Here is a 22287-nt window from a genome sequence, read left to right as displayed (position 1 = left end):
ATTAGGTGATGAAGGCCGAAGCCTTCATCGTAGACGGCGTTCTTAATTTGTGCGACGACGTGTTAACGCCACGCCTGCGCCCGTCAATGCGCCCACAATCCCCCACATGATCATCAGGAATGCGCGACGCGGACTATCGCGTTTTACAGGTTCTTCAGGCGTTCGCAAATAACGATAGGTCTGAAAACGCGGGTCCAGTGTAGGACCGACATTCAGGGTATTGAGCATCGCGCGGTTCTGGTCGTAGTCGAGATCAAAATCTGGCCCAACGGCCTGCAGATTTTCCAGGCGTGCCTGCAGCATCGGGCGGCCCAGCAGGAACATTTCTGAATCCGGCAGTTCATCAGCCGGAACGTCCGTTTCACTACGGGAGATATTGCGCTGCTCGGCAATTTTCAGTGCCTGTTCAATGTTATGGACGCGGCGGGAGAAAATGGCTTTGGCCACCTCTTCCTGGCGTTTGACCTGCGCCTTCATTTGGATAGTACGCGCGGCCCAGGCCCCTTTCAGCTCATCATTGAGATGGCTCGCGGCGCGCTGGCTGGCAAATGCCACGTACTGACGCAGCAGGTTATTGGCGTCCGGCGCGGTTTCGGCAATCAGCTTAACGTTATCATTAATATTGCGCAGGATGTCGCCTGGCGTGAACTGGATGTTGTTGATCAGATCGTCGAGCAGGGCGGCGTCGGCTTTACTGTTGCCGACCATACGCTGCTTGTAATAATCGGTCTGGGACCAGAAATCACGGCGCGTATCCCAGGAAGCCAGCTGCATGATGAACTCTTTGTAAGATTCATCCATCACGGAGGGCTGATCCGAAGAGGCCAGATTGGCTTTGATGTCGAGGTTACGCAGGAACTGCTGCTGCGAATAGAATCCGCCCAGCATATTCACCGTTGGTCGATCGGTAATCGCTGTCGCGCTCCACTCTTGTTTCGCAAAAAAGGTATACGCCAGCGCTAACAGCGCGAACCCCAGCGCGATCCCAGCAATCCACAGTTTGCCCGCCCATAAAACACGAAACAAACCACGAACATCCAGCTCATTCTCAGTTACCACTGATTTCGCTCCCGCCAACGGTTGAGTCATCACAATCCCGTTTTTACTTAGTTAATGTTGGATTTTTACCACTGTTTCTACGCATCCGGCGTTTTACACGTTTAATGAAGCGCGCGACTTTCCATGCGCGTTTAATGCAATAGCCGTACATGAAGAATGCTAGCAAGAATAATACCAACATTACCCATTCAGGAATAAAGTGCGCATATTCTGCTGCCACACCGATACCTGCCAACAGCGCGGCGGCGAGGGTAATCAGCACAAATGCCTGACGTGAAGTAAAACCTGCACGCATGATCAGATGATGAATATGCTGGCGGTCCGGCGAGAAAGGACTCATACCTTTACGCAGACGGCGGTACATGATTGCCACCATGTCCATCAGCGGAATAGCAATAATCCACAGCGCCGTTACCGGGCTAATCGGGTGAGTTTTACCCTGAGTGGTTTCCAGCAAAATCCAGATAACGGTGAAACCAATCAGCGTACTGCCCGCATCACCCATGAAAACTTTGTAGCGACGGCCCAGCACACCGAGGTTGAGCAGGATATAAGGCAGGATGGCCGCAATCATGGCGAAACACCACATTGACAGGCTGTACTGACCATCAAACCATAGAATGATGCCGATTGCGGCAAAGGATACGGACGAGAGACCGCCCAACAGGCCATCAATCCCATCCACCATGTTAAAGGCGTTGATAGCAGCCCACACGGCGAAGAGCGTGAGGAAGAAGCCGAAGGGACCGAGCACCATCTCCCAAGTCCCGAAGATGTAGCCGAGACTGCTCAGATAGAGCTTACCGACCACCATCATAATGATGCCGATTGCAGCCTGGACCGAAGCGCGGAATTTTACGCTGATATCGAAACGATCATCGAGCGCGCCCACCAGCACCAGTACCCCTGCACAGGCCAGATAGAGTGCCGCATGGGGGATATAATAATCTGCGATTCCAAAGGTGAAGCAAATACCCGCGTAAACGGAGATCCCCCCGACCAATGGGATCAAGCCCTGATGGCGTTTACGATAATTGGGTTTATCCACTAACCCGATTCTTTTTGCCACCTTGCGCGCAATGAACAAAAAACAGGTTGTGAATAAAAATATACTGATTAGCTCAGTAACCGCAGTGAGTAGATTCACAATGCATGCTCTCAACAAAAGTTAGTCCTGGAAGTATAACTACGAAGCCATAGCTCCCGAAGGATTAAAGCCAGCCTCTTACAACTCCCTTTGTATGTTTTTCAATCAATTACTTTTTGACGCAACAAACATTCTAATTGTCGCACTGGTTAGTCAAAAATGGGAGTCTGCGGTTATAGCGTATAGTCCAAAAAAAGAAAACGCCACGTAAAAACGTGGCGTTGGCTGGGTTTATTTGTATTACGAGCGTTTCATCATGTCGAAGAATTCGTCGTTTGTCTTAGTCATTGCCAGCTTATTGATGAGGAATTCCATTGCATCGATTTCGCCCATTGGGTGAATGATCTTACGCAGAATCCACATTTTCTGCAGCTCTTCCTGGGTGGTGAGCAGCTCTTCTTTACGGGTACCGGAACGGTTGTAGTCGATTGCTGGGAAGACGCGCTTCTCTGCAATTTTACGAGAGAGGTGCAGTTCCATGTTACCTGTACCTTTAAATTCTTCGTAAATAACTTCATCCATTTTGGATCCGGTATCAATCAGCGCGGTCGCGATGATGGTCAGGCTTCCGCCCTCTTCCACGTTACGCGCAGCACCGAAGAAGCGTTTTGGACGGTGCAGGGCGTTGGCATCCACACCACCGGTCAATACTTTGCCGGAAGCAGGAACCACGGTGTTGTACGCGCGCGCCAGACGAGTGATGGAGTCGAGCAGAATGATAACGTCTTTTTTATGTTCAACCAGACGCTTCGCTTTCTCGATAACCATTTCAGCAACCTGAACGTGGCGAGACGCTGGCTCATCAAAGGTAGAAGCAACCACTTCACCTTTAACCAGACGCTGCATCTCGGTCACTTCTTCTGGACGCTCATCGATCAGCAGAACCATCAGCACGCAATCAGGGTGGTTGTAAGCAATGCTCTGTGCGATGTTCTGCAGCAGCATTGTTTTACCCGCTTTCGGCGGTGCCACAATCAGACCACGCTGACCACGACCAATCGGAGAAGCCAGATCCAGAACGCGAGCCGTCAGGTCTTCGGTAGAACCGTTACCACGCTCCATGCGCAGACGCGAGTTAGCGTGCAGCGGCGTTAAGTTTTCGAACAGGATCTTGTTGCGCGAGTTTTCAGGTTTATCGTAGTTAACTTCGTTAACTTTCAACAGCGCAAAGTAGCGTTCACCCTCTTTTGGAGGACGAATCTTACCTGAAATGGTGTCACCTGTGCGGAGGTTGAAACGGCGGATTTGGCTAGGGGATACGTAGATGTCATCAGGACCGGCGAGGTAGGAGCTGTCTGCAGAACGGAGGAAACCAAATCCGTCTTGCAATATCTCCAGGACACCGTCGCCAAAGATATCTTCGCCACTCTTTGCGTGCTGCTTCAGGATGGCAAAAATAATGTCCTGCTTGCGCATACGAGCCTGGTTTTCCAGCCCCATATTTTCGCCGAGAGTGATCAGCTCAGAAACCGGCGTATTCTTTAATTCGGTAAGATTCATAATGGTGTGGGTTCTTAAACTCGGGGTGAAACTCGAACTTAATGTTGTGAATGGTATGGCAGGGTCATCCATGCCTGTTAGCGGCCATCAACTCATGTCTGTTCGCTGTCTGGTCAAAGGGGAAGCACAGAACTGAAACGACAAGACGGATTGAGTGACAAGCCCGGAATCTATCTGCCTCTCGCATCGTTCATTTAACAATGGGAAGCATCGGGTAAAACCAGAACGACAAGGTATGTTTAAATCGAAGTCATAGGTAACTTAGCACGACTAAAGCCGGGCGTCCAGAGATCCACAGAATTTCGGAATCCAGACCCCGGCCGAGAAACCTTACGCCAGATTAGCGTCCAGGAACTCTTTCAGCTGACCTTTGGACAGTGCGCCCACTTTGGTTGCAGCCACTTCGCCGTTTTTGAACAGCAGCAGGGTTGGGATACCACGGATGCCGTACTTCGGCGCGGTGCCCGGGTTCTGGTCGATGTTCAGCTTGGCAATCGTCAGTTTGCCCTGATATTCGTCAGCGATTTCATCCAGAATCGGAGCGATCATTTTGCAAGGACCACACCATTCAGCCCAGAAATCGACGAGGATCAGCCCGTCAGCTTTAAGTACGTCCGTGTCAAAACTGTCGTCAGTCAGGTGAATAATTTTATCGCTCATATATAACTCCACAGGAATAAGCCTGGCGTGTTGGTGTAGGATTAATCAACGACGTGTTGATGTAGCATTAACCAACTAAAGGTTGACTTTATTTCACCGGATACGCTTTCGTAAAGCAATAGTAAGCTGATATTCTACCACACTATGAGCAAAACACATTTAACAGAACAGAAGTTTTCCGACTTCGCCCTGCACGCAAAAGTTATCGAAGCCCTTGAAAATAAAGGCTTTCATAACTGCACGCCCATTCAAGCCCTCGCTCTGCCGCTCACGCTGGCAGGTCGCGATGTTGCAGGGCAGGCGCAAACCGGTACTGGCAAAACGATGGCGTTTTTGACGTCAACGTTTCATTATTTACTTTCTCATCCAGCAATTGCTGACCGAAAAGTTAACCAACCGCGTGCGCTGATCATGGCTCCAACGCGAGAACTTGCGGTGCAGATCCATGCCGATGCTGAACCTCTGGCACAGACCACTGGCCTGAAATTAGGGCTGGCTTATGGCGGCGACGGCTACGATAAACAGCTCAAAGTGCTGGAAAGCGGCGTTGATATTCTGATCGGTACTACCGGTCGTCTGATCGACTACGCGAAACAAAATCACATCAACCTCGGTGCCATCCAGGTTGTGGTCCTCGATGAAGCCGATCGCATGTACGATTTGGGCTTTATTAAAGACATCCGCTGGCTGTTCCGTCGTATGCCACCTACCACGCAGCGTCTGAACATGCTGTTCTCTGCGACTCTCTCTTACCGCGTCCGTGAACTGGCGTTCGAACAGATGAATAACGCCGAATACGTGGAAGTCGAGCCAGAACAGAAAACGGGTCACCGTATTAAAGAAGAGCTCTTCTATCCATCGAATGAAGAGAAGATGCGTCTGCTGCAAACGCTGATCGAAGAAGAGTGGCCAGATCGCGCCATTATCTTTGCCAACACTAAGCATCGCTGCGAAGACATCTGGGGCCACCTTGCCGCAGACGGACATCGCGTTGGCCTGCTGACGGGTGACGTTGCACAGAAAAAACGTCTGCGCATCCTTGAAGAATTTACCCGTGGCGACCTGGATATTCTGGTAGCAACCGACGTTGCTGCACGTGGCCTGCACATCCCTGCTGTCACGCACGTCTTTAACTACGATCTCCCTGACGATTGCGAAGACTACGTTCACCGCATTGGCCGTACCGGTCGTGCTGGCGCAAGCGGCCACTCCATCAGCCTCGCCTGTGAAGAGTACGCCCTGAACCTTCCTGCCATCGAGACGTACATCGGCCACTCCATTCCGCAGAGCAAATACAATCCGGAAGCCCTGTTGAGTGAACTGCCTCCGGCGAAGCGCCTCACGCGCGCCCGCTCCGGCAATGGCCCACGCCGCACCGGCGGAGCACCACGTAACCGTCGTCGTTCAGGTTAAATATTATGCTCAGTTCCACCTCGCTCTATGCAGCTATTGATTTAGGTTCGAATAGTTTTCATATGCTGGTTGTACGCGAGGTGGCGGGGAGCATACAGACCCTGACGCGCATTAAGCGCAAGGTCCGCCTCGCGGCGGGCCTGAGCAGCGATAATTATCTCTCCCCTGAAGCGATGGAACGCGGTTGGCAATGTCTGCGCCTCTTCGCTGAACGTCTGCAGGATATTCCGCACAATCAAATTCGCGTTGTGGCGACCGCCACGCTGCGATTGGCTGTGAACTCCGTCGATTTTATTGCGAAAGCGCAGGAAATTCTCGGCTGTCCGGTACAGGTCATCAGCGGTGAAGAAGAAGCGCGCCTGATTTATCAGGGTGTCGCCCACACTACCGGGGGTGACGATCGCCGTCTGGTGGTGGATATCGGCGGTGCCAGTACGGAACTGGTCACAGGCACCGGATCGCAGGCCACGTCGTTGTTTAGCCTGTCGATGGGCTGCGTCACCTGGCTGGAGCGCTATTTTACCGATCGTAATCTCGCACAAGAGAACTTCGACGAGGCCGAAAAAGCCGCGCGCGAAGTGCTGCATCCGGTGATGGATGAGCTGCGATATCACGGCTGGAAAGTGTGTGTCGGCGCGTCGGGCACAGTTCAGGCTCTGCAAGAGATCATGATGGCGCAGGGCATGGACGAGCGGATTACGCTGGCGAAACTTCAGCAGCTTAAACAGCGCGCTATTCAGTGCGGCCGTCTGGAAGAGCTGGAAATTGAAGGGCTCACGCTTGAGCGCGCGCTGGTGTTCCCGAGCGGCCTGGCGATCTTGATCGCCATTTTCACCGAATTAGAAATCCACTGCATGACGCTGGCTGGCGGCGCGCTGCGCGAAGGGCTGGTTTACGGCATGCTTCATCTGGCTGTAGAACAAGACATTCGCAGCCGGACGCTGCGTAACGTTCAGCGTCGTTTTATCGTTGATACGGAACAGGCACAGCGCGTGGCCCAGCTGGCCTCAAGCTTTGCCGATCAGGTGGCAACCACCTGGGCGCTCGAACCCTTGAGCCGCGATTTACTCCTGAGCGCCTGTGCGCTGCATGAGATTGGCCTGAGTATCGATTTCAAACAGGCGCCGGTTCATGCCGCGTACCTGGTGCGTCATCTGGATCTGCCTGGTTTTACTCCGGCACAGAAAAAGCTGCTGGCGACATTACTGCTTAACCAGACCAACAACGTCGATCTCTCTTCTTTGCACCAGCAAAATGCCGTTCCGCCGCGCGTGGCCGAGCATCTCTGCCGACTGCTGCGCCTGGCGATTTTGTTTGCCAGCCGTCGTCGCGCGGATCTGCTGCCCGCCATTACTCTTTCTGCGGAAGGCGAAAACCTGACGCTAACGCTGCCGGATAACTGGCTGGATAATCATCCGCTTGGCGCGGAGATGATCGAACAGGAATGCCAGTGGCAGAGTTACGTCCACTGGGCTCTTGAAATTAAATAGCGCCGCTATTTTTCTTTGGCTTTCGCCAGCATGGCGCGAATGTTCGCGACGTTCGCCTGGCCCTTGTGCATCCTCTCTTCCGCCGTAATCACTTTTCGTTCCTGTTCCCAGATCAGATCGTCCTGCGGCAGTTCCAGCAGGAAGCGGCTCGGCTCCGGGCGCACCAGTTCGCCATACTGACGACGCTCTTTGCACAGGGTAAAAATCAGCTCTTTTTGCGCACGCGTGATACCTACGTAGGCCAGACGTCGCTCCTCGTCGACGTTGTCCTCATCAATGCTGCTCTGATGCGGCAGTAACCCTTCTTCCATTCCCACCAGATAGACATACGGGAACTCCAGGCCTTTGGACGCATGCAGCGTCATCAGCTGAACCTGATCCGCCTCTTCTTCGCTCTCGCCGCGCTCCATCATATCGCGCAGGGTAAACCGCGTGACCACCTGTGTCAGCGTCATCGGCTCGTCGATCTCAGAGCCTTCCAGCATCTCGGTCATCCAGGTGAAGAGCTGGTTGACGTTTTTCATCCGCATTTCTGCCGCTTTCGGGCTGGCGGAGGTTTCATACAGCCAGGACTCATAATCCACGCCGTGGATCAGATCGCGCACGGCGGCGATCGGCTCGCGCTCGGCAAGACGCTGGATTTCCGCCAGCCACTGAGTAAAGCGCGTGAGCGATTCGTAACCGCGCCCGGTCAGCGTCTGGCTCAGGCCCATGTCGAAGCTGGCGGTGAACATGCTTTTATTGCGGGTCATCGCCCACTCGCCCAGCTTTTGCAGCGTCGCCGGTCCGATTTCACGCTTCGGTGTATTCACGATGCGTAAAAATGCACTGTCATCGTCCGGGTTGGTCAGCACGCGCAAATAGGCAAGCAAGTCTTTGATTTCAGGGCGGGAGAAGAACGAGGTCCCGCCGGAAATTTTGTACGGAATGCGGTTTTGCATCAGCATTTTTTCAAAGACGCGCGATTGATGGTTCCCGCGATACAGGATGGCGTAGTCTTTGTACGCCGTTTTGTTGACGAAGTGATGGGCGATCAGTTCGCCAGCCACGCGTTCGGCCTCGTGCTCTTCATTGTTGGCACTTAAGACTTTCAGTTCGGTGCCGTATCCCAGCTCAGAGAAGAGGCGCTTTTCGAACACGTGCGGGTTATTGGCGATCAGGATGTTAGCCGCTTTCAGGATGCGTCCTGACGAACGGTAGTTCTGCTCCAGCTTAATCACTTGCAACGCCGGAAAATCTTTGCTCAGCAACACCAGGTTTTGTGGCCGTGCCCCACGCCAGGAGTAGATCGACTGGTCATCGTCGCCCACCACCGTAAAGCGCGCGCGCTGCCCCACCAGCAGTTTTACCAGCTCGTACTGGCTGGTGTTGGTGTCCTGGTATTCATCCACCAGCAGATAGCGGATTTTGTTTTGCCAGCGCTCGCGCACCTCTTCATTACGCTGAAGCAGTAGCGTCGGCAGCAGGATAAGATCGTCGAAATCGAGAACATTACAGGCCTTGAGATGGTCATCATACAGGCTGTAACAATGTGCAAAGATCCGATCCCGTTCGCCTTTTGCGCTCGCCGCCGCTTGCGCGGGGGTCATCAGATCGTTTTTCCAGTTTGAGATCGTGGAGATCAACTGCTGGAGAATCGTCTTGTCCTCTTCGAGTCGCCCTTCGGTCAACTCTTTTAGCAGCGCCATCTGATCCGTATCGTCGAACAGGGAGAAATTCGATTTCATTCCCAGCGCGGCGTATTCGCGCTTAATAATATCCAGGCCCAGCGTGTGGAATGTGGAGATCATCAGACCGCGCGCCTCTTTGCGCCCTAGCGTCTGCCCGACACGCTCCTTCATCTCACGCGCCGCTTTATTGGTGAAGGTGACCGCCGCAATGTGACGCGCCTGATAGCCGCAGCCGCGAATCAGATGGGCAATTTTATTGGTGATTACGCGTGTCTTTCCGGAACCCGCACCCGCCAGCACCAGGCAAGGTCCGGTGACGAATTCGACGGCTTGTTGTTGTCCGGGGTTTAAACGCATAAGAAGATCACTCAATGAAGGTCGGGAGGAGAAGAAAAAGGAAAATCGCGTGTGGTAGTATAGCGAGCCTAATCCATACCACTCAAGGCACGATCATGGCAAAAACAGCAGCAGCACTGCATATTCTTGTTAAAGAAGAGAAACTGGCACTGGATCTTCTGGAGCAGATCAAAAACGGCGCGGACTTCGAGAAACTGGCGAAGAAACACTCTACCTGCCCGTCAGGCAAAAAAGGCGGCCACTTAGGTGAATTCCGTCAGGGCCAGATGGTTCCTGCGTTTGATAAAGTGGTGTTCTCCTGCCCGGTGCTGGAGCCAACCGGCCCACTGCACACCCAGTTCGGTTACCACATCATTAAAGTGCTGTACCGCAACTAAGCAGCAAAAAGCCCGGTGGCGGCTACGCCTTACCGGGCTTTTTTAGTGTCATTTCGATTTGCAGGAAGGCGCTAAATGCGCACAACCCTACTCAGTGACTGGGCTGTGCGAATTCTGCCAACGCATCTGCAACTCGAAAGGTGATGAGGTATCAGCCAGCGACAGCGATACGCTTCATATCTTTCATATAACCGCGCAGCGTATGACCCACGCTCTCAATTGCATGGCTACGAACCGCTTCGTTCACGTCACGCAGCTGCGCGTTATCCACCGTGCCTTCTGCAATCGCTTTACCCAGATCGCCTGGCTGCAGAGTCGTCATGAACTCTTTCAGCAGCGGTACGCAAGCGTAAGAGAACAGGTAGTTGCCGTACTCAGCGGTATCAGAGATAACCACGTTCATCTCGTACAGACGCTTACGAGCGATAGTGTTGGCAATCAGCGGCAGCTCGTGCAGTGATTCGTAGTAGGCAGACTCTTCAATGATGCCGGAATCCACCATGGTTTCGAACGCCAGTTCAACGCCCGCTTTCACCATCGCGATCATCAGAACACCTTTATCGAAGTACTCTTGCTCGCTGATTTTACCGTCAAACTGGGCAGCGGTTTCGAACGCGGTTTTGCCGGTCTCTTCACGCCAGGTCAGCAGTTTTTTATCGTCGTTGGCCCAGTCAGCCATCATGCCGGAGGAGAATTCGCCGGAGATGATGTCATCCATATGTTTCTGGAACAGCGGCGCCATGATCTCTTTCAGCTGCTCAGAGAGCGCATAAGCACGCAGTTTTGCCGGGTTGGACAAACGGTCCATCATCAGCGTGATACCGCCCTGTTTCAGCGCTTCGGTGATGGTTTCCCAGCCGAATTGAATCAGTTTTTCTGCGTAAGACGGGTCGGTACCCTCTTCCACCAGCTTGTCGAAGCACAGCAGAGAACCGGCCTGCAGCATACCGCACAGGATAGTCTGCTCGCCCATCAGGTCAGATTTCACTTCTGCCACGAAGGAAGATTCCAGGACACCTGCGCGGTGACCGCCGGTAGCGGCAGCCCAGGCTTTGGCAATCGCCATGCCTTCGCCCTTCGGATCGTTTTCCGGGTGAACCGCAATCAGGGTTGGCACACCGAAACCACGTTTGTACTCTTCACGCACTTCGGTACCTGGGCACTTCGGCGCAACCATCACCACGGTGATGTCTTTACGGATCTGCTCGCCCACTTCAACGATGTTGAAACCATGAGAATAACCCAGCGCCGCGCCGTCTTTCATCAGCGGCTGAACAGAGCGCACAACGTCGGAGTGCTGTTTGTCCGGCGTCAGGTTAACCACCAGATCTGCCTGCGGGATCAGCTCTTCGTAGGTACCCACTTTGAAGCCGTTTTCGGTCGCTTTACGCCATGAAGCACGTTTCTCAGCAATCGCTTCTTTACGCAGGGCGTAAGCGATGTCCAGACCGGAGTCACGCATGTTCAGGCCCTGGTTCAGACCCTGTGCGCCACAGCCGACGATGACCACTTTTTTACCCTGAAGGTAGCTCGCGCCATCGGCGAATTCATCGCGCGCCATAAAGCGGCATTTGCCCAACTGTGCCAGCTGCTGACGCAGATTCAGTGTATTGAAGTAGTTAGCCATGGTGAACTCCGTGATGTTGTGTTGCTTATTGTTCGGGTCGCTTATGCGAGAATGAACTTACTATATGACAGGAAATTTATTGCGGAAATTGATATATTCACAACGTCACGTTGCAATTTCTGCAATGTAAAACCGTGGGGAGCGATCTGTGGATTTACGCGATCTCAAAACCTTTCTGCATCTGGCAGAAAGCCGTCATTTTGGCCGCAGCGCGCGGGCCATGCACGTCAGTCCCTCCACGCTCTCCCGGCAAATTCAGCGCCTGGAAGAGGACCTCGGTCAGGCGCTATTTGTGCGCGACAACCGCACCGTGACGCTCACGGAAGCGGGCGAAGAGCTGCGAACCTTCGCCCAACAGACCTTACTTCAGTACCAGCAGCTGCGGCACACCATCGATCAGCAGGGGCCGTCCCTCTCTGGCGAACTGCATATCTTCTGCTCCGTGACGGCGGCCTATAGCCACCTGCCGCCGATTCTCGATCGTTTTCGTGCCGAACATCCGTCGGTAGAAATCAAGCTCACCACGGGCGATGCCGCAGATGCGATGGAGAAAGTGGTGACGGGTGAAGCGGATCTGGCGATTGCGGGTAAACCCGAAACGCTGCCCGGTGCGGTTGCGTTTTCGATGCTGGAGAATCTGGCCGTGGTGTTAATCGCTCCGGCTCTACCGTGCCCGGTGCGCAATCAGATATCCGTCGATAATCCTGACTGGGCAACGGTGCCGTTCATCATGGCCGACCAGGGGCCCGTCCGCCGCCGCATCGAGCTGTGGTTCCGTCGGCAAAAAATCAGCAACCCGTCGATTTATGCGACAGTGGGCGGGCACGAAGCGATGGTGTCGATGGTGGCGCTCGGCTGTGGCGTGGCGTTGCTGCCGGAAGTGGTGCTGGAAAATAGCCCCGAGCCGGTGCGTAATCGCGTGATGATTTTAGAGCGGAGCGATGAGAAAACGCCGTTTGAGCTTGGCGTATGCGCACAAAAAAAGCGGCTGCATGAGCCGCTTATTGACGCGTTTTGGCAGATATTGCCGAACCACTAGCCCGCCAGGAAGAACCTGAACGCCGGGTTATGGGTCTCGTCGTGACAATCGTAACCCAGCTCATTCAGCCGCGTTTCGAAATCCGGCTCGTGCTCGCCCAGTTCGAATGCCGCTAACACACGCCCGTAGTCGGTGCCATGGCTACGGTAGTGGAACAGAGAGATGTTCCAGTGCGTACCGAGGGTGTGCAGAAACTTCAGCAACGCGCCCGGTGATTCCGGGAACTCAAAGCTGAACAGACGCTCCTGTAACGGCTTCGACGGACGCCCGCCGACCATATAGCGAACATGCAGCTTCGCCATTTCGTCATCAGAGAGATCCACCACGCTGTAGCCGCCTTCATTCAGCAGGTGGAGGATCTCTTTGCGCTCCTCCAGCCCACGGCTCAGACGCACACCGACAAAAATGCAGGCATCTTTCGCATCGGCAAAGCGATAGTTAAACTCTGTGACGGAACGCCCGCCGAGCAGCTGGCAGAATTTAAGGAAACTGCCCTTCTCTTCTGGGATCGTCACCGCCAGCAGCGCTTCGCGTTGCTCACCCAGTTCGCAGCGTTCGGACACGTAGCGCAGGCCGTGGAAGTTGACGTTCGCGCCGGACAGCACATGCGCCAGGCGTTCCCCGCGAATGTTGTGCTGAGCGATGTATTTTTTCATTCCCGCCAGCGCCAGAGCACCCGACGGCTCCGCGACTGCACGGACATCCTCGAACAGATCTTTCATAGCCGCGCAGATCGCATCGCTGTCGACGGTGATGATATCGTCGAGATACTCCTGGCAAACGCGGAAGGTCTCGTCGCCAATGCGCTTGACCGCAACGCCCTCAGCAAACAGCCCGACGCGCGGGAGATCGACCGGATGACCGGCATCCAGCGCCGCTTTCAGGCAGGCAGAATCTTCCGCTTCCACCGCAATCACTTTGATCTGTGGCATCAGCTGTTTGATAAGCACTGCGACACCCGCCGCCAGACCGCCGCCGCCCACCGGGACAAACACCCGATCGAGATGCGCATCCTGCTGCAACAGCTCCAGCGCCAGCGTGCCCTGCCCCGCAATCACCATCGGGTGATCGAACGGTGGCACCCAGGTAAAGCCCTGCTGCTGCGCCAGTTCGATGGCGCGCGCCTTCGCTTCATCAAAATTGGCACCGTGCAGGAGCACTTCGCCACCAAAACCGCGAACCGCGTCCACTTTGATATCCGCCGTGGCCACCGGCATCACGATCAGCGCTTTCAGCCCTAAACGCGCGGCGGAAAACGCCACGCCCTGGGCGTGATTTCCCGCTGACGCGGTAATGACGCCGCGTGCTTTTTGCTCTTCGGTTAGCCCGGCCATCATCGCGTAGGCACCGCGCAGCTTAAAGCTGTGTACCGGCTGGCGATCTTCACGTTTCACCAGGATCACGTTATCAAGACGGGACGACAGCTTGTCCATTTTCTGCAGAGGCGTGACCTGCACAGCCTCGTAGACCGGTGCGCGCAGCACCGCTCTGAGATATTCCGCCCCCTCAGGGGCGGCGGATAAGGGTTGTGATTCGGCCATCATTAGCCCCCAAGCTTGGATTTATCGCGCACCGCGCCTTTGTCCGCACTGGTGGCAAGGGTGGCATAAGCGCGCAGGGCGAAGGAGACTTCGCGCTGGCGATCTTTTGGCGTCCAGGCTTTATCGCCACGGGCTTCCTGCGCTTCACGACGCGCGGCAATTTCCTGCTCGCTCAGCTGCAACTGAATGCCGCGATTCGGAATGTCGATCGCAATCATGTCACCGTCTTCAATGATGGCGATGTTGCCGCCGCTCGCGGCTTCCGGAGAAACGTGGCCGATAGAGAGACCAGAGGTACCGCCGGAAAAACGACCATCGGTGATCAGTGCGCAGGCTTTGCCGAGGCCCATAGATTTCAGGAAAGTGGTCGGATAGAGCATCTCTTGCATGCCCGGCCCGCCTTTTGGCCCTTCGTAGCGGATAACAACCACATCGCCCGCCACCACTTTACCGCCCAGAATCGCGTCTACCGCAGCGTCCTGGCTTTCGTACACTTTCGCCGGGCCGGTGAATTTCAGAATGCTGTCGTCCACGCCCGCTGTTTTTACGATGCAGCCGTTTTCAGCAAAGTTGCCGTACAGCACGGCCAGACCGCCGTCCTTGCTATAGGCATTTTCCAGAGAACGGATGCAGCCTTCAGCGCGGTCGTCATCCAGGGTGTCCCAGCGGCAATCCTGCGAGAAGGCCTGCGTGGTGCGAATACCTGCCGGACCGGCGCGGAACATCTTTTTCACCGCGTCGTCTTTGGTCAGCATCACGTCGTACTGCTCCAGCGTTTGCGGCAGCGTCAGGCCGAGAATGTTTTTCACTTCACGGTTCAGCAGACCGGCGCGTTCCAGTTCGCCGAGAATACCCAGCACGCCACCGGCACGGTGTACGTCTTCCATGTGGTATTTCTGCGTACTTGGCGCGACCTTACACAGCTGCGGCACTTTGCGGGAAAGCTTGTCGATGTCACTCATGGTGAAATCAATTTCAGCTTCCTGCGCCGCAGCCAGCAGGTGCAGAACGGTATTGGTGGAACCGCCCATGGCGATATCCAGCGTCATGGCATTTTCGAACGCCGCTTTGTTGGCGATGTTGCGCGGCAGCGCGCTGACGTCGTCTTGCTCATAATAACGTTTGGTCAGTTCCACGATGCGAGTACCCGCATTCAGGAACAGCTGTTTGCGGTCCGCGTGCGTTGCCAGCAGGGAGCCGTTACCTGGCTGGGAAAGGCCGAGGGCTTCGGTCAGGCAGTTCATGGAGTTGGCGGTGAACATCCCGGAACAGGAACCGCAGGTCGGACACGCTGAGCGCTCAACCTGATCGCTCTGCTCGTCGGAGACTTTCGGGTCCGCGCCCTGAATCATCGCGTCGACCAGGTCGAGCTTGATGATCTTGTCAGAAAGCTTGGTTTTACCGGCTTCCATCGGGCCGCCAGAGACGAAGATCACCGGAATGTTCAGGCGCAGGGACGCCATCAGCATCCCTGGGGTGATTTTGTCGCAGTTGGAGATACACACCATCGCATCGGCGCAGTGGGCGTTAACCATGTACTCGACCGAATCGGCGATCAGCTCGCGCGACGGCAGTGAATAGAGCATGCCCCCGTGGCCCATCGCGATACCATCATCGACAGCGATGGTATTGAACTCTTTCGCCACGCCGCCTGCGGCTTCAATTTGCTCAGCAACCAGTTTACCCAGATCGCGCAGGTGGACGTGCCCCGGCACAAACTGGGTAAAGGAGTTAACCACAGCGATAATCGGCTTACCGAAGTCAGCGTCGGTCATCCCGGTAGCGCGCCACAGCGCGCGGGCACCGGCCATATTGCGGCCATGGGTGGTGGTGGCGGAACGATACTTAGGCATGCTCTTTTACTCCCGTCTGAATATTCACTGGGACGGTGCGTGCCGCCCCAAAATTATGCTTATGAATTAACTTGATCCAACCAGCCCCATTTATCTTCCGTTTCACCGGTGAAGAGGCCAAAGAATGCATCCTGAATACGTTTGGTAACCGGGCCACGGCGGCCTTCGCCGACCTGAATACCGTCCACACTGCGAACCGGGGTGATTTCAGCTGCGGTACCGGACATAAACACTTCATCTGCCAGGTACAGGGATTCGCGGGACAGAACCTGTTCACGGACTTCGATACCCAGATCTTTCGCCAGCTTGATGATTGCATCACGGGTGATGCCCGGCAGTGCTGAGGAGGTGAATGGCGGGGTGAACAGAATGCCGTCTTTCACTTCAAACAGGTTTTCACCGGCGCCTTCTGAGATGTAGCCGTTCACGTCCAGAGCGATACCTTCCTGATAGCCGTGGCGGCGCGCTTCGCTGCCGACCAGCAGGGAAGAGAGGTAGTTACCGCCCGCTTTCGCGGCCGTTGGGATAGTGTTTGGTGCGACGCGATTCCAGGATGAAACCATTGCGTCGATCCCCTGCTCCAGAGCTTCTGCACCCAGATAAGCTCCCCACGGGAACGCGGCAATGATGACGTCAGTGGAGTAACCGGCTGGCGGGTTAACGCCCATGCCCACATCACCCACGAACACCAACGGGCGAATATAGGCGCTGGTCAGATTGTTTTTGCGGAGCACTTCGCGGCACGCTTCCATCAGCTCATCAACGCTCTGAGAGACCGGGAAACGATAAATTTTGGCTGAGTCATGCAGACGCTGCATGTGTTCGCGATGGCGGAACACCACTGGTCCTTTGTGAGAGTCGTAGCAACGGACACCTTCAAACACAGAGGTACCATAGTGCAGGGCGTGAGACATCACGTGTACCGTGGCATCTTCCCAACGAACCATCTCACCGTTGAACCAAATGTAATCAGCTTTCTTCGTCGTCATGTTTTCTTCCTGTCACGCTTAAGCGCGGATTTGTTGTGATGTGGTTGTGCTCTGGCAGATGGCCACATGGGCAACATCTACCAGTTTACTTAACTGGCTAAACAGTAAGTCGACCGACCGTGGACTGGCAACGGTCAATTCGATATTTATGTTCTGGGCATCGGTAGCGGTTTCCATATTCATGGCACAGATCTGAAAACCACGGTGGCGAACGACGCGCAATACGCGCTCTAATGTTTCTGGATTGAAGCGGGCCTGAACGGCGACCTGATGTTGCATCATGATAATTTCTCCATCATTTGTGCGTTACTGGCGCCAGGTGGCACCAACGGCCAGACATTCTCAAGTTCGTCGATTGAGACATGAAGCAGGTATGGCCCTTCGCTGGACAGCATGGTGTCGAGTGCCGCTTCAACCTGGTCTTTACGGGTGATGTGTTGGCCAGGGATGCCGAAGGCGCTGGCCAGCACGAGGAAATCAGGATTATCGGTGAGGGTAGTTTCGCTGTAGCGCTCATGGAAAAAGAGCTGCTGCCACTGGCGAACCATGCCTAAACGCTGGTTGTCCAGTAACAGGATTTTCAGCGGCAGCTGTTTGCGCTTAACCGTGCCCAGCTCCTGCACGTTCATCATGAACGACCCATCCCCCGAAACGCAGATGACCGTGTCATTCGGGCGTGCAACCTGAGCGCCGACGGCTGCTGGCAGGCCGAAGCCCATGGTGCCTAATCCGCTGGAGGTGATGAAATTTTCCGGTCGGGTGTAGGTCATATGCTGGGCAGACCACATCTGGTGCTGGCCGACATCGGTGGTAACGACGCAGTCAGCTGGTTTGCGATCCGACAGTTGTTTTAACAGCAGCGGTGCGTAAATTGCCTCACCAGGATGATCGTAACGCCAGCTATTTTCCACGCGCATCTGCGCCGTGTGCTGACGCCATTCATTGATGGACAACGGCTGCTGCAACGCCGGTAACAGCGCGTTCAGATCGCCCTGCAACGCCACGTGCGCCTGGCGCAGTTTATTCATTTCGGCCGGATCGATATCCATATGGATCACTTTGGCATTCGGGGCGAAGGTGTTCAGCTTACCGGTCACACGGTCATCGAAACGCGCGCCAACGGCGATCAGGAGGTCGCACTCTTGCACCGCCAGATTTGCGGCCCGGGTGCCATGCATCCCCAGCATGCCGAGGTAATACGGGTAATCCGCTTCAACAGCACCCAGCCCTTTCAGGGTGCAGGTCGCAGGAATTTGCGTTGCAGCGATAAATTCGCGCAGCGCGGGAACCGCTTGCGCCATCCCCACTCCGCCCCCGACATACAGCATCGGTTGCTGCGCCTGGGCCAGCATCTGGCGAGCCAGTTCAACTTCCACCTGCGGGAAAAAGTCATCATTTTCAACGGTGGAGAAGTGCGGTTCTAAATCGCCGACTGCTACCTGAATATCTTTGGGGATATCAATCAGAACGGGGCCAGGACGGCCTGAGTTTGCCACCTGGAAGGCCTCTGCCATGACGCGCGGCAGCTCTTCCAGCGACTGCACCAGGAAGCTGTGCTTGGTGCAGGCCAGGGACAAACCGAGAACGTCCACTTCCTGAAACGCATCGGTACCGATAAACGGTGAGGCAACCTGCCCGGTAATGGCGACGACGGGAACGGAATCCAGCAGCGCATCAGCAAGGCCAGTGATCAGGTTGGTCGCACCCGGTCCTGAAGTGGCCATGCAAACGCCCGTTTTACCGGTCGCGCGGGCAAAACCAATCGCCGCCATCGCCGCGCCCTGCTCGTGTCGGCACAACAGGTGCTCCACGCCGCCGTCATACAGTGCATCGTAAATCGGCATAATTGCGCCACCCGGATAACCGAAGACCGTCTCGACTCCTTGCGCTCGCAACGCATGTACTACCCATTGTGCCCCGTTCATAGTGAGTTCCCCGTCATAAATCTGGAGAAACAGAATTTTGTGCTAGTTGTCATTATCTGCTCCTCATTTAAGTTTTTAGGTCATAAAAAAACCCCCGGACCTTTCGGTGCGGGGGTCTTAGTTCGTTAAGGCTTGTTTTTTAAGCCTTTCCTCGTCCAAGTGCAGCCCCGCACGGTGGGATAATAATCACCACCACGCTAATCACGACCAGGCTAATCACTAGTAGAAGGGCTGTCATTTTGAGTTCTTTTGGCATCTTGTTCGAAGGAATACCTAAAGAGTTATCACAGACATTGAATTAAACACAAGAAATATTTATGACGCGATTGCTTAGCTAGCGAATACTTTCGCAAAAAATGTTTGTTTTATATAAGGAAAATAGAAAATGAATATTTTTCATTTTTTAATAGTGTCTCCAACAGAGAAAACGTCGATTTTTGCGCATTTGCGATCGCTCTTCGGTCATAAAGCAAGTGTGACTTTGTTTCACTAAAAAGCATGACCACACCTCGTAATGTCTGCAATTGACGCTAAAAAACCACAAAACACACTGGCATAGTGACTGGCAAAGGAGACACCTATGTCACTGTCAGTCGTTTATACTCGCGCAGCGTTGGGCGTACAGGCGCCGCTGATTTCTGTGGAAGTTCATCTGAGCAATGGACTGCCCGGCTTAACCCTCGTCGGACTCCCGGAAACCACCGTGAAAGAGGCCCGGGATCGCGTGCGCAGCGCTATCATCAATAGCGGTTATACCTTTCCCGCCAAGAAGATAACCATCAACCTGGCCCCTGCCGACCTCCCAAAAGAAGGCGGGCGATATGATTTACCTATCGCCATAGCGCTTCTCTCCGCCTCTGAGCAGCTTAACGCTCCCCATTTGAATCGGTATGAGTTTGTGGGCGAACTGGCGCTTACAGGCGCGTTAAGAGGCGTTCCAGGCGCAATCTCGGGAGCGTTAGCCGCGTTAAAGGCCGGTAGACATATCATCGTCGCTACTGAGAACTCCTCAGAAGTCAGCCTCATTGAGGAAAAGGGGTGCCTGATTGCCGGACATTTACAGGAAGTGTGCGCGTTTCTGGAGGGGCGTCATGAGTTGGCTGAACCTGAAGAGAATCGTATCGGTGTGCCGGAACATCTGGAGGATCTTAGCGACATCATCGGTCAGGAGCAGGGCAAGCGCGCGCTGGAAATCACCGCGGCTGGCGGCCACAACCTGCTGCTGATTGGGCCGCCAGGCACAGGGAAAACTATGCTTGCCAGTCGGCTGAACGGTTTGTTGCCCCCACTGAGCAACCATGAGGCTCTGGAGAGCGCAGCAATCATTAGTCTGACGAATTCCACATCCCTACAGAAACACTGGCGCAGAAGGCCGTTTCGCTCCCCACATCACAGCGCCTCACTCACGGCGATGGTTGGCGGCGGTTCGATCCCGATACCTGGTGAAATTTCCCTCGCTCACCACGGTATTCTGTTTCTGGATGAATTACCTGAATTCGAAAGACGTGTTCTGGATGCCCTGCGCGAACCGATCGAGTCCGGGCAAATTCATATCTCTCGTGCCCGGGCCAAGATCAGCTATCCGGCGCAGTTCCAACTCATTGCTGCCATGAATCCCAGCCCATCAGGCCATTACCAGGGCAACCACAACCGGAGTACGCCTGAGCAAACACTTCGCTATCTGGGACGACTGTCAGGCCCGTTCCTCGACCGCTTCGATCTCTCGCTCGAAATCCCACTGCCGCCACCGGGAGTGCTCAGCCAGATGAGTAACACAGGGGAGAACAGCAGCACCGTACGGGAACGCGTGATTCGTGCCCAGGAACGGCAGTACTTACGTCAGAAAAAGCTCAATGCGCGACTCGATAACGCAGAGATCCGTCAGTTTTGTTGTCTGTCCGAAGTTGATTCACGCTGGCTGGAAGAGACGCTGACGCGATTTGGCCTCTCAGTACGAGCATGGCAACGCCTGTTGAAGGTGGCGCGTACTATCGCTGATTTGGAGGGGAGTGGTGATATCGCGCGGCAGCATCTGCAGGAAGCGCTAAGTTATCGCGCAATAGACCGTTTGCTGCTACATCTGCAAAAGATGCTGGCGTAAAAAAGGGGCCGCAGCCCCTTTTCACATCATATCAATCGTCAGATTCGGTGTAGTCTTCTGCACCTTCCATCTGCGGCTTACCGCCGGAGAGAGTATGGAAACGCTTCGGTCGCTTAATGCGAGCCATGTATTTGATCCATACACGTTCTGCTTCAGATTCTGGCTCACGCTCACCACGGCAAACGGCAACAAACAGTTTTTCGTCTTCAGTTGCAGGCTCACGTTTCCCCAGATCCAGCTCGTTAAAGGCATAACCATGGCGCTCAAGCAGTTGCGCCTCTTTGATGGTGAAATCGCCATGACGAGAGAACCCGCGCGGATAATTTTTATTGTCGAAAAAACGATTAGTTGTCGTAAAGCTTTCCGCCATCCTACACGCTCCTAATTCTTTGGCCGAGCTATTTATGGCGCGGAGTATTAGTTACGCTTGACAGAGCGTCAAACAAAACATTTAAATCATCACGACAAATAATTTTGCGGAGAAAGATGTGGATACGGAATTGCTAAAAACTTTCCTCGAAGTGAGCAGAACGCGTCACTTTGGGCGAGCGGCGGAAGCACTCTACCTGACACAGTCAGCGGTGAGTTTTCGTATTCGTCAGCTGGAAAATCAACTCGGTGTGAATCTTTTTACCCGCCATCGCAACAATATTCGCTTAACGGCGGCTGGTGAGAAGCTCTTACCCTACGCTGAAACACTGATGAATACCTGGCAGGCGGCGCGAAAGGAGGTGGCACATACTTCCAGATACAACGAGTTTTCTATCGGGGCGAGTGCATCCCTTTGGGAATGCATGCTGAGCCAGTGGCTTACACGATTGTATAAGTCGCACAACAACCTGCAATTTGAAGCCCGAATTGCACAGCGGCAGTCGCTGGTGAAGCAGTTACATGAGCGGCAGTTAGATCTGCTGATCACGACTGAAGCCCCCAAAATGGATGAATTTAGCAGCCAGATCCTGGGACAATTTAATCTGGCACTCTATGCTTCTCAGCCTTCGATGATGAAAGCGGATCTCAGCTATTTACGACTGGAATGGGGCCCCGATTTCCAGCAGCATGAAGTGGGTTTGATCGCGGCGGATGATGTCCCTTCACTGACGACCAGCTCTGCAGAGATTGCCTGTCAGCAATTAGACCTTCTCAATGGTTGCACCTGGTTACCCACTCGTTGGGCGGATGACAAATCCGGACTGCATACTGTCTCTGATTCTACAACGCTTGTCCGGCCACTCTATGCGATCTGGCTTCAGAACAGCGACAAGCATGTTCAAATTAAAGATCTATTGAAAATCAATGTGATGGATTAGTTTTGAGAGCCTTGCAGGGACGCAAGAAAGGCAGGGTTTTTGAGGTATTCAATGCAAAAAAAATCCTTTGCCGAAGCAAAGGATTATATATGGCAGGGGCGGAGAGACTCGAACTCGCGACACCCGGTTTTGGAGACCGGTGCTCTACCAACTGAGCTACGCCCCTAAATCTTCTTGCTATTAAGCTGCTAGGTAAGCAGGCTTAATATCTTAATAAGTGGCGGAACGG

20 protein-coding genes and 1 tRNA gene are annotated in these 22287 nt (G+C 54.3%); 6 read left to right on the top strand and 15 right to left on the bottom strand.

Annotation, left to right across the window (positions count from 1 at the left end):
- Positions 1–42: 42 nt before the first annotated feature.
- From wzzE to trxA, 4 genes are all read right to left on the bottom strand, one after another.
- The gene (wzzE, locus tag ETG88_RS18835) at positions 43–1089 is read right to left on the bottom strand and encodes an ECA polysaccharide chain length modulation protein (RefSeq protein ID WP_100778419.1); all 1047 of its coding nucleotides are present in this window, start codon (positions 1087–1089) and stop codon (positions 43–45) included.
- A gap of 13 nt (positions 1090–1102) precedes the next feature.
- Positions 1103–2206, bottom strand: a complete 1104-nt coding sequence (gene wecA / locus ETG88_RS18830) for a UDP-N-acetylglucosamine--undecaprenyl-phosphate N-acetylglucosaminephosphotransferase (RefSeq protein WP_100778418.1) — start codon at positions 2204–2206, stop codon at positions 1103–1105.
- Positions 2207–2446: 240 nt separating this feature from the next.
- Complete coding sequence (gene rho / locus ETG88_RS18825; protein WP_061706582.1) at positions 2447–3706, bottom strand: transcription termination factor Rho; 1260 nt, start codon at positions 3704–3706, stop codon at positions 2447–2449.
- A 330-nt stretch (positions 3707–4036) separates the two neighbouring features.
- Entirely contained in the window at positions 4037–4366 is a 330-nt protein-coding gene (gene trxA, locus ETG88_RS18820; protein WP_002437994.1) for a thioredoxin TrxA, read from the bottom strand.
- Positions 4367–4510: 144 nt separating this feature from the next.
- On the opposite strand from trxA, the gene rhlB reads away from it, so the two are divergent.
- Together rhlB and gppA are read left to right on the top strand one after the other, a co-directional pair.
- Positions 4511–5779 (top strand): ATP-dependent RNA helicase RhlB, encoded by a 1269-nt coding sequence (gene rhlB, locus ETG88_RS18815; protein WP_100778417.1) that lies wholly within the window; start codon positions 4511–4513, stop codon positions 5777–5779.
- 5 nt (positions 5780–5784) lie between these two features.
- Positions 5785–7269, top strand: coding sequence for a guanosine-5'-triphosphate,3'-diphosphate diphosphatase (gppA, locus tag ETG88_RS18810; RefSeq protein ID WP_129036097.1), 1485 nt, complete (start codon positions 5785–5787; stop codon positions 7267–7269).
- A 5-nt stretch (positions 7270–7274) separates the two neighbouring features.
- On the opposite strand, the gene rep is transcribed toward gppA, so the two are convergent.
- On the bottom strand, positions 7275–9296 hold the full coding sequence (rep, locus tag ETG88_RS18805; protein ID WP_102105668.1) for a DNA helicase Rep: 2022 nt from the start codon (positions 9294–9296) through the stop codon (positions 7275–7277).
- 95 nt (positions 9297–9391) lie between these two features.
- On the opposite strand from rep, the gene ppiC reads away from it, so the two are divergent.
- Positions 9392–9673 carry a peptidylprolyl isomerase PpiC gene (gene ppiC, locus ETG88_RS18800; RefSeq protein ID WP_015960967.1) on the top strand — a complete coding sequence of 94 codons (282 nt, stop codon included), beginning with the start codon at positions 9392–9394 and terminating at the stop codon, positions 9671–9673.
- Between the two features lie 151 nt (positions 9674–9824).
- Here the strand turns inward: ppiC and ilvC are convergent, their stop codons facing one another.
- Positions 9825–11300 carry a ketol-acid reductoisomerase gene (ilvC, locus tag ETG88_RS18795; protein ID WP_129036096.1) on the bottom strand — a complete coding sequence of 492 codons (1476 nt, stop codon included), beginning with the start codon at positions 11298–11300 and terminating at the stop codon, positions 9825–9827.
- Positions 11301–11448: 148 nt separating this feature from the next.
- On the opposite strand from ilvC, the gene ilvY reads away from it, so the two are divergent.
- Positions 11449–12339, top strand: coding sequence for an HTH-type transcriptional activator IlvY (gene ilvY, locus ETG88_RS18790; RefSeq protein ID WP_100778413.1), 891 nt, complete (start codon positions 11449–11451; stop codon positions 12337–12339).
- On the opposite strand, the gene ilvA is transcribed toward ilvY, so the two are convergent.
- The 7 genes from ilvA to ilvL all read right to left on the bottom strand — a co-directional run bounded on the left by ilvA (position 12336) and on the right by ilvL (position 18885).
- Positions 12336–13880, bottom strand: coding sequence for a threonine ammonia-lyase, biosynthetic (ilvA, locus tag ETG88_RS18785; protein ID WP_102105673.1), 1545 nt, complete (start codon positions 13878–13880; stop codon positions 12336–12338). The genes ilvY and ilvA overlap by 4 nt on opposite strands.
- A 2-nt stretch (positions 13881–13882) precedes the next feature.
- Complete coding sequence (gene ilvD, locus ETG88_RS18780) at positions 13883–15733, bottom strand: dihydroxy-acid dehydratase (protein WP_107702630.1); 1851 nt, start codon at positions 15731–15733, stop codon at positions 13883–13885.
- A 59-nt stretch (positions 15734–15792) separates the two neighbouring features.
- A complete protein-coding gene (ilvE, locus tag ETG88_RS18775) occupies positions 15793–16722 on the bottom strand; it encodes a branched-chain-amino-acid transaminase (protein WP_100778411.1) in 930 nt (309 codons plus the stop codon).
- A gap of 18 nt (positions 16723–16740) precedes the next feature.
- On the bottom strand, positions 16741–17004 hold the full coding sequence (gene ilvM / locus ETG88_RS18770) for an acetolactate synthase 2 small subunit (protein ID WP_095283916.1): 264 nt from the start codon (positions 17002–17004) through the stop codon (positions 16741–16743).
- On the bottom strand, positions 17001–18647 hold the full coding sequence (gene ilvG, locus ETG88_RS18765; RefSeq protein ID WP_129036095.1) for an acetolactate synthase 2 catalytic subunit: 1647 nt from the start codon (positions 18645–18647) through the stop codon (positions 17001–17003). Before ilvG ends, ilvM begins: the two co-directional genes overlap by 4 nt.
- Positions 18644–18700, bottom strand: a complete 57-nt coding sequence (gene ilvX, locus ETG88_RS22355; RefSeq protein ID WP_194514210.1) for a peptide IlvX — start codon at positions 18698–18700, stop codon at positions 18644–18646. The genes ilvG and ilvX overlap by 4 nt, the downstream gene beginning before the upstream one ends.
- 86 nt (positions 18701–18786) lie before the next feature.
- A complete protein-coding gene (gene ilvL, locus ETG88_RS18760; RefSeq protein WP_023620831.1) occupies positions 18787–18885 on the bottom strand; it encodes an ilv operon leader peptide in 99 nt (32 codons plus the stop codon).
- Between the two features lie 342 nt (positions 18886–19227).
- On the opposite strand from ilvL, the gene ETG88_RS18755 reads away from it, so the two are divergent.
- Complete coding sequence (locus ETG88_RS18755) at positions 19228–20748, top strand: YifB family Mg chelatase-like AAA ATPase (RefSeq protein ID WP_129036094.1); 1521 nt, start codon at positions 19228–19230, stop codon at positions 20746–20748.
- 31 nt (positions 20749–20779) lie between these two features.
- On the opposite strand, the gene ETG88_RS18750 is transcribed toward ETG88_RS18755, so the two are convergent.
- Positions 20780–21118 (bottom strand): MaoP family protein, encoded by a 339-nt coding sequence (locus ETG88_RS18750; RefSeq protein WP_100778408.1) that lies wholly within the window; start codon positions 21116–21118, stop codon positions 20780–20782.
- A gap of 118 nt (positions 21119–21236) precedes the next feature.
- Here ETG88_RS18750 and hdfR point away from each other — a divergent pair, with 118 nt between their 5' ends.
- Positions 21237–22058, top strand: a complete 822-nt coding sequence (hdfR, locus tag ETG88_RS18745; RefSeq protein ID WP_129036093.1) for an HTH-type transcriptional regulator HdfR — start codon at positions 21237–21239, stop codon at positions 22056–22058.
- Between the two features lie 90 nt (positions 22059–22148).
- Here hdfR and ETG88_RS18740 read toward each other — a convergent pair.
- A tRNA-Trp gene (locus tag ETG88_RS18740) sits at positions 22149–22224 on the bottom strand.
- Positions 22225–22287 lie beyond the last annotated feature (63 nt).

This window comes from Lelliottia nimipressuralis, from assembly GCF_004115925.1.
In the GTDB taxonomy this organism is placed as follows: Bacteria; Pseudomonadota; Gammaproteobacteria; order Enterobacterales; family Enterobacteriaceae; genus Enterobacter; species Enterobacter nimipressuralis.
This window is presented reverse-complemented; position numbering and strand designations above follow the sequence as displayed.

What these genes read in the sequence shown, in the direction of transcription:
- rho (WP_061706582.1), bottom strand. Translation starts at nt 3,706, where the DNA reads ATGAATCTTACCGAATTAAAGAATACGCCGGTTTCTGAGCTGATCACT.
- ETG88_RS18755 (WP_129036094.1), top strand. Translation starts at nt 19,228, where the DNA reads ATGTCACTGTCAGTCGTTTATACTCGCGCAGCGTTGGGCGTACAGGCG.
- ETG88_RS18750 (WP_100778408.1), bottom strand. Translation starts at nt 21,118, where the DNA reads ATGGCGGAAAGCTTTACGACAACTAATCGTTTTTTCGACAATAAAAAT.
- rhlB (WP_100778417.1), top strand. Translation starts at nt 4,511, where the DNA reads ATGAGCAAAACACATTTAACAGAACAGAAGTTTTCCGACTTCGCCCTG.
- rep (WP_102105668.1), bottom strand. Translation starts at nt 9,296, where the DNA reads ATGCGTTTAAACCCCGGACAACAACAAGCCGTCGAATTCGTCACCGGA.
- ilvE (WP_100778411.1), bottom strand. Translation starts at nt 16,722, where the DNA reads ATGACGACGAAGAAAGCTGATTACATTTGGTTCAACGGTGAGATGGTT.
- trxA (WP_002437994.1), bottom strand. Translation starts at nt 4,366, where the DNA reads ATGAGCGATAAAATTATTCACCTGACTGACGACAGTTTTGACACGGAC.
- wzzE (WP_100778419.1), bottom strand. Translation starts at nt 1,089, where the DNA reads ATGACTCAACCGTTGGCGGGAGCGAAATCAGTGGTAACTGAGAATGAG.
- ilvD (WP_107702630.1), bottom strand. Translation starts at nt 15,733, where the DNA reads ATGCCTAAGTATCGTTCCGCCACCACCACCCATGGCCGCAATATGGCC.
- ilvG (WP_129036095.1), bottom strand. Translation starts at nt 18,647, where the DNA reads ATGAACGGGGCACAATGGGTAGTACATGCGTTGCGAGCGCAAGGAGTC.
- gppA (WP_129036097.1), top strand. Translation starts at nt 5,785, where the DNA reads ATGCTCAGTTCCACCTCGCTCTATGCAGCTATTGATTTAGGTTCGAAT.
- ppiC (WP_015960967.1), top strand. Translation starts at nt 9,392, where the DNA reads ATGGCAAAAACAGCAGCAGCACTGCATATTCTTGTTAAAGAAGAGAAA.
- ilvC (WP_129036096.1), bottom strand. Translation starts at nt 11,300, where the DNA reads ATGGCTAACTACTTCAATACACTGAATCTGCGTCAGCAGCTGGCACAG.
- ilvM (WP_095283916.1), bottom strand. Translation starts at nt 17,004, where the DNA reads ATGATGCAACATCAGGTCGCCGTTCAGGCCCGCTTCAATCCAGAAACA.
- ilvA (WP_102105673.1), bottom strand. Translation starts at nt 13,880, where the DNA reads ATGGCCGAATCACAACCCTTATCCGCCGCCCCTGAGGGGGCGGAATAT.
- ilvL (WP_023620831.1), bottom strand. Translation starts at nt 18,885, where the DNA reads ATGACAGCCCTTCTACTAGTGATTAGCCTGGTCGTGATTAGCGTGGTG.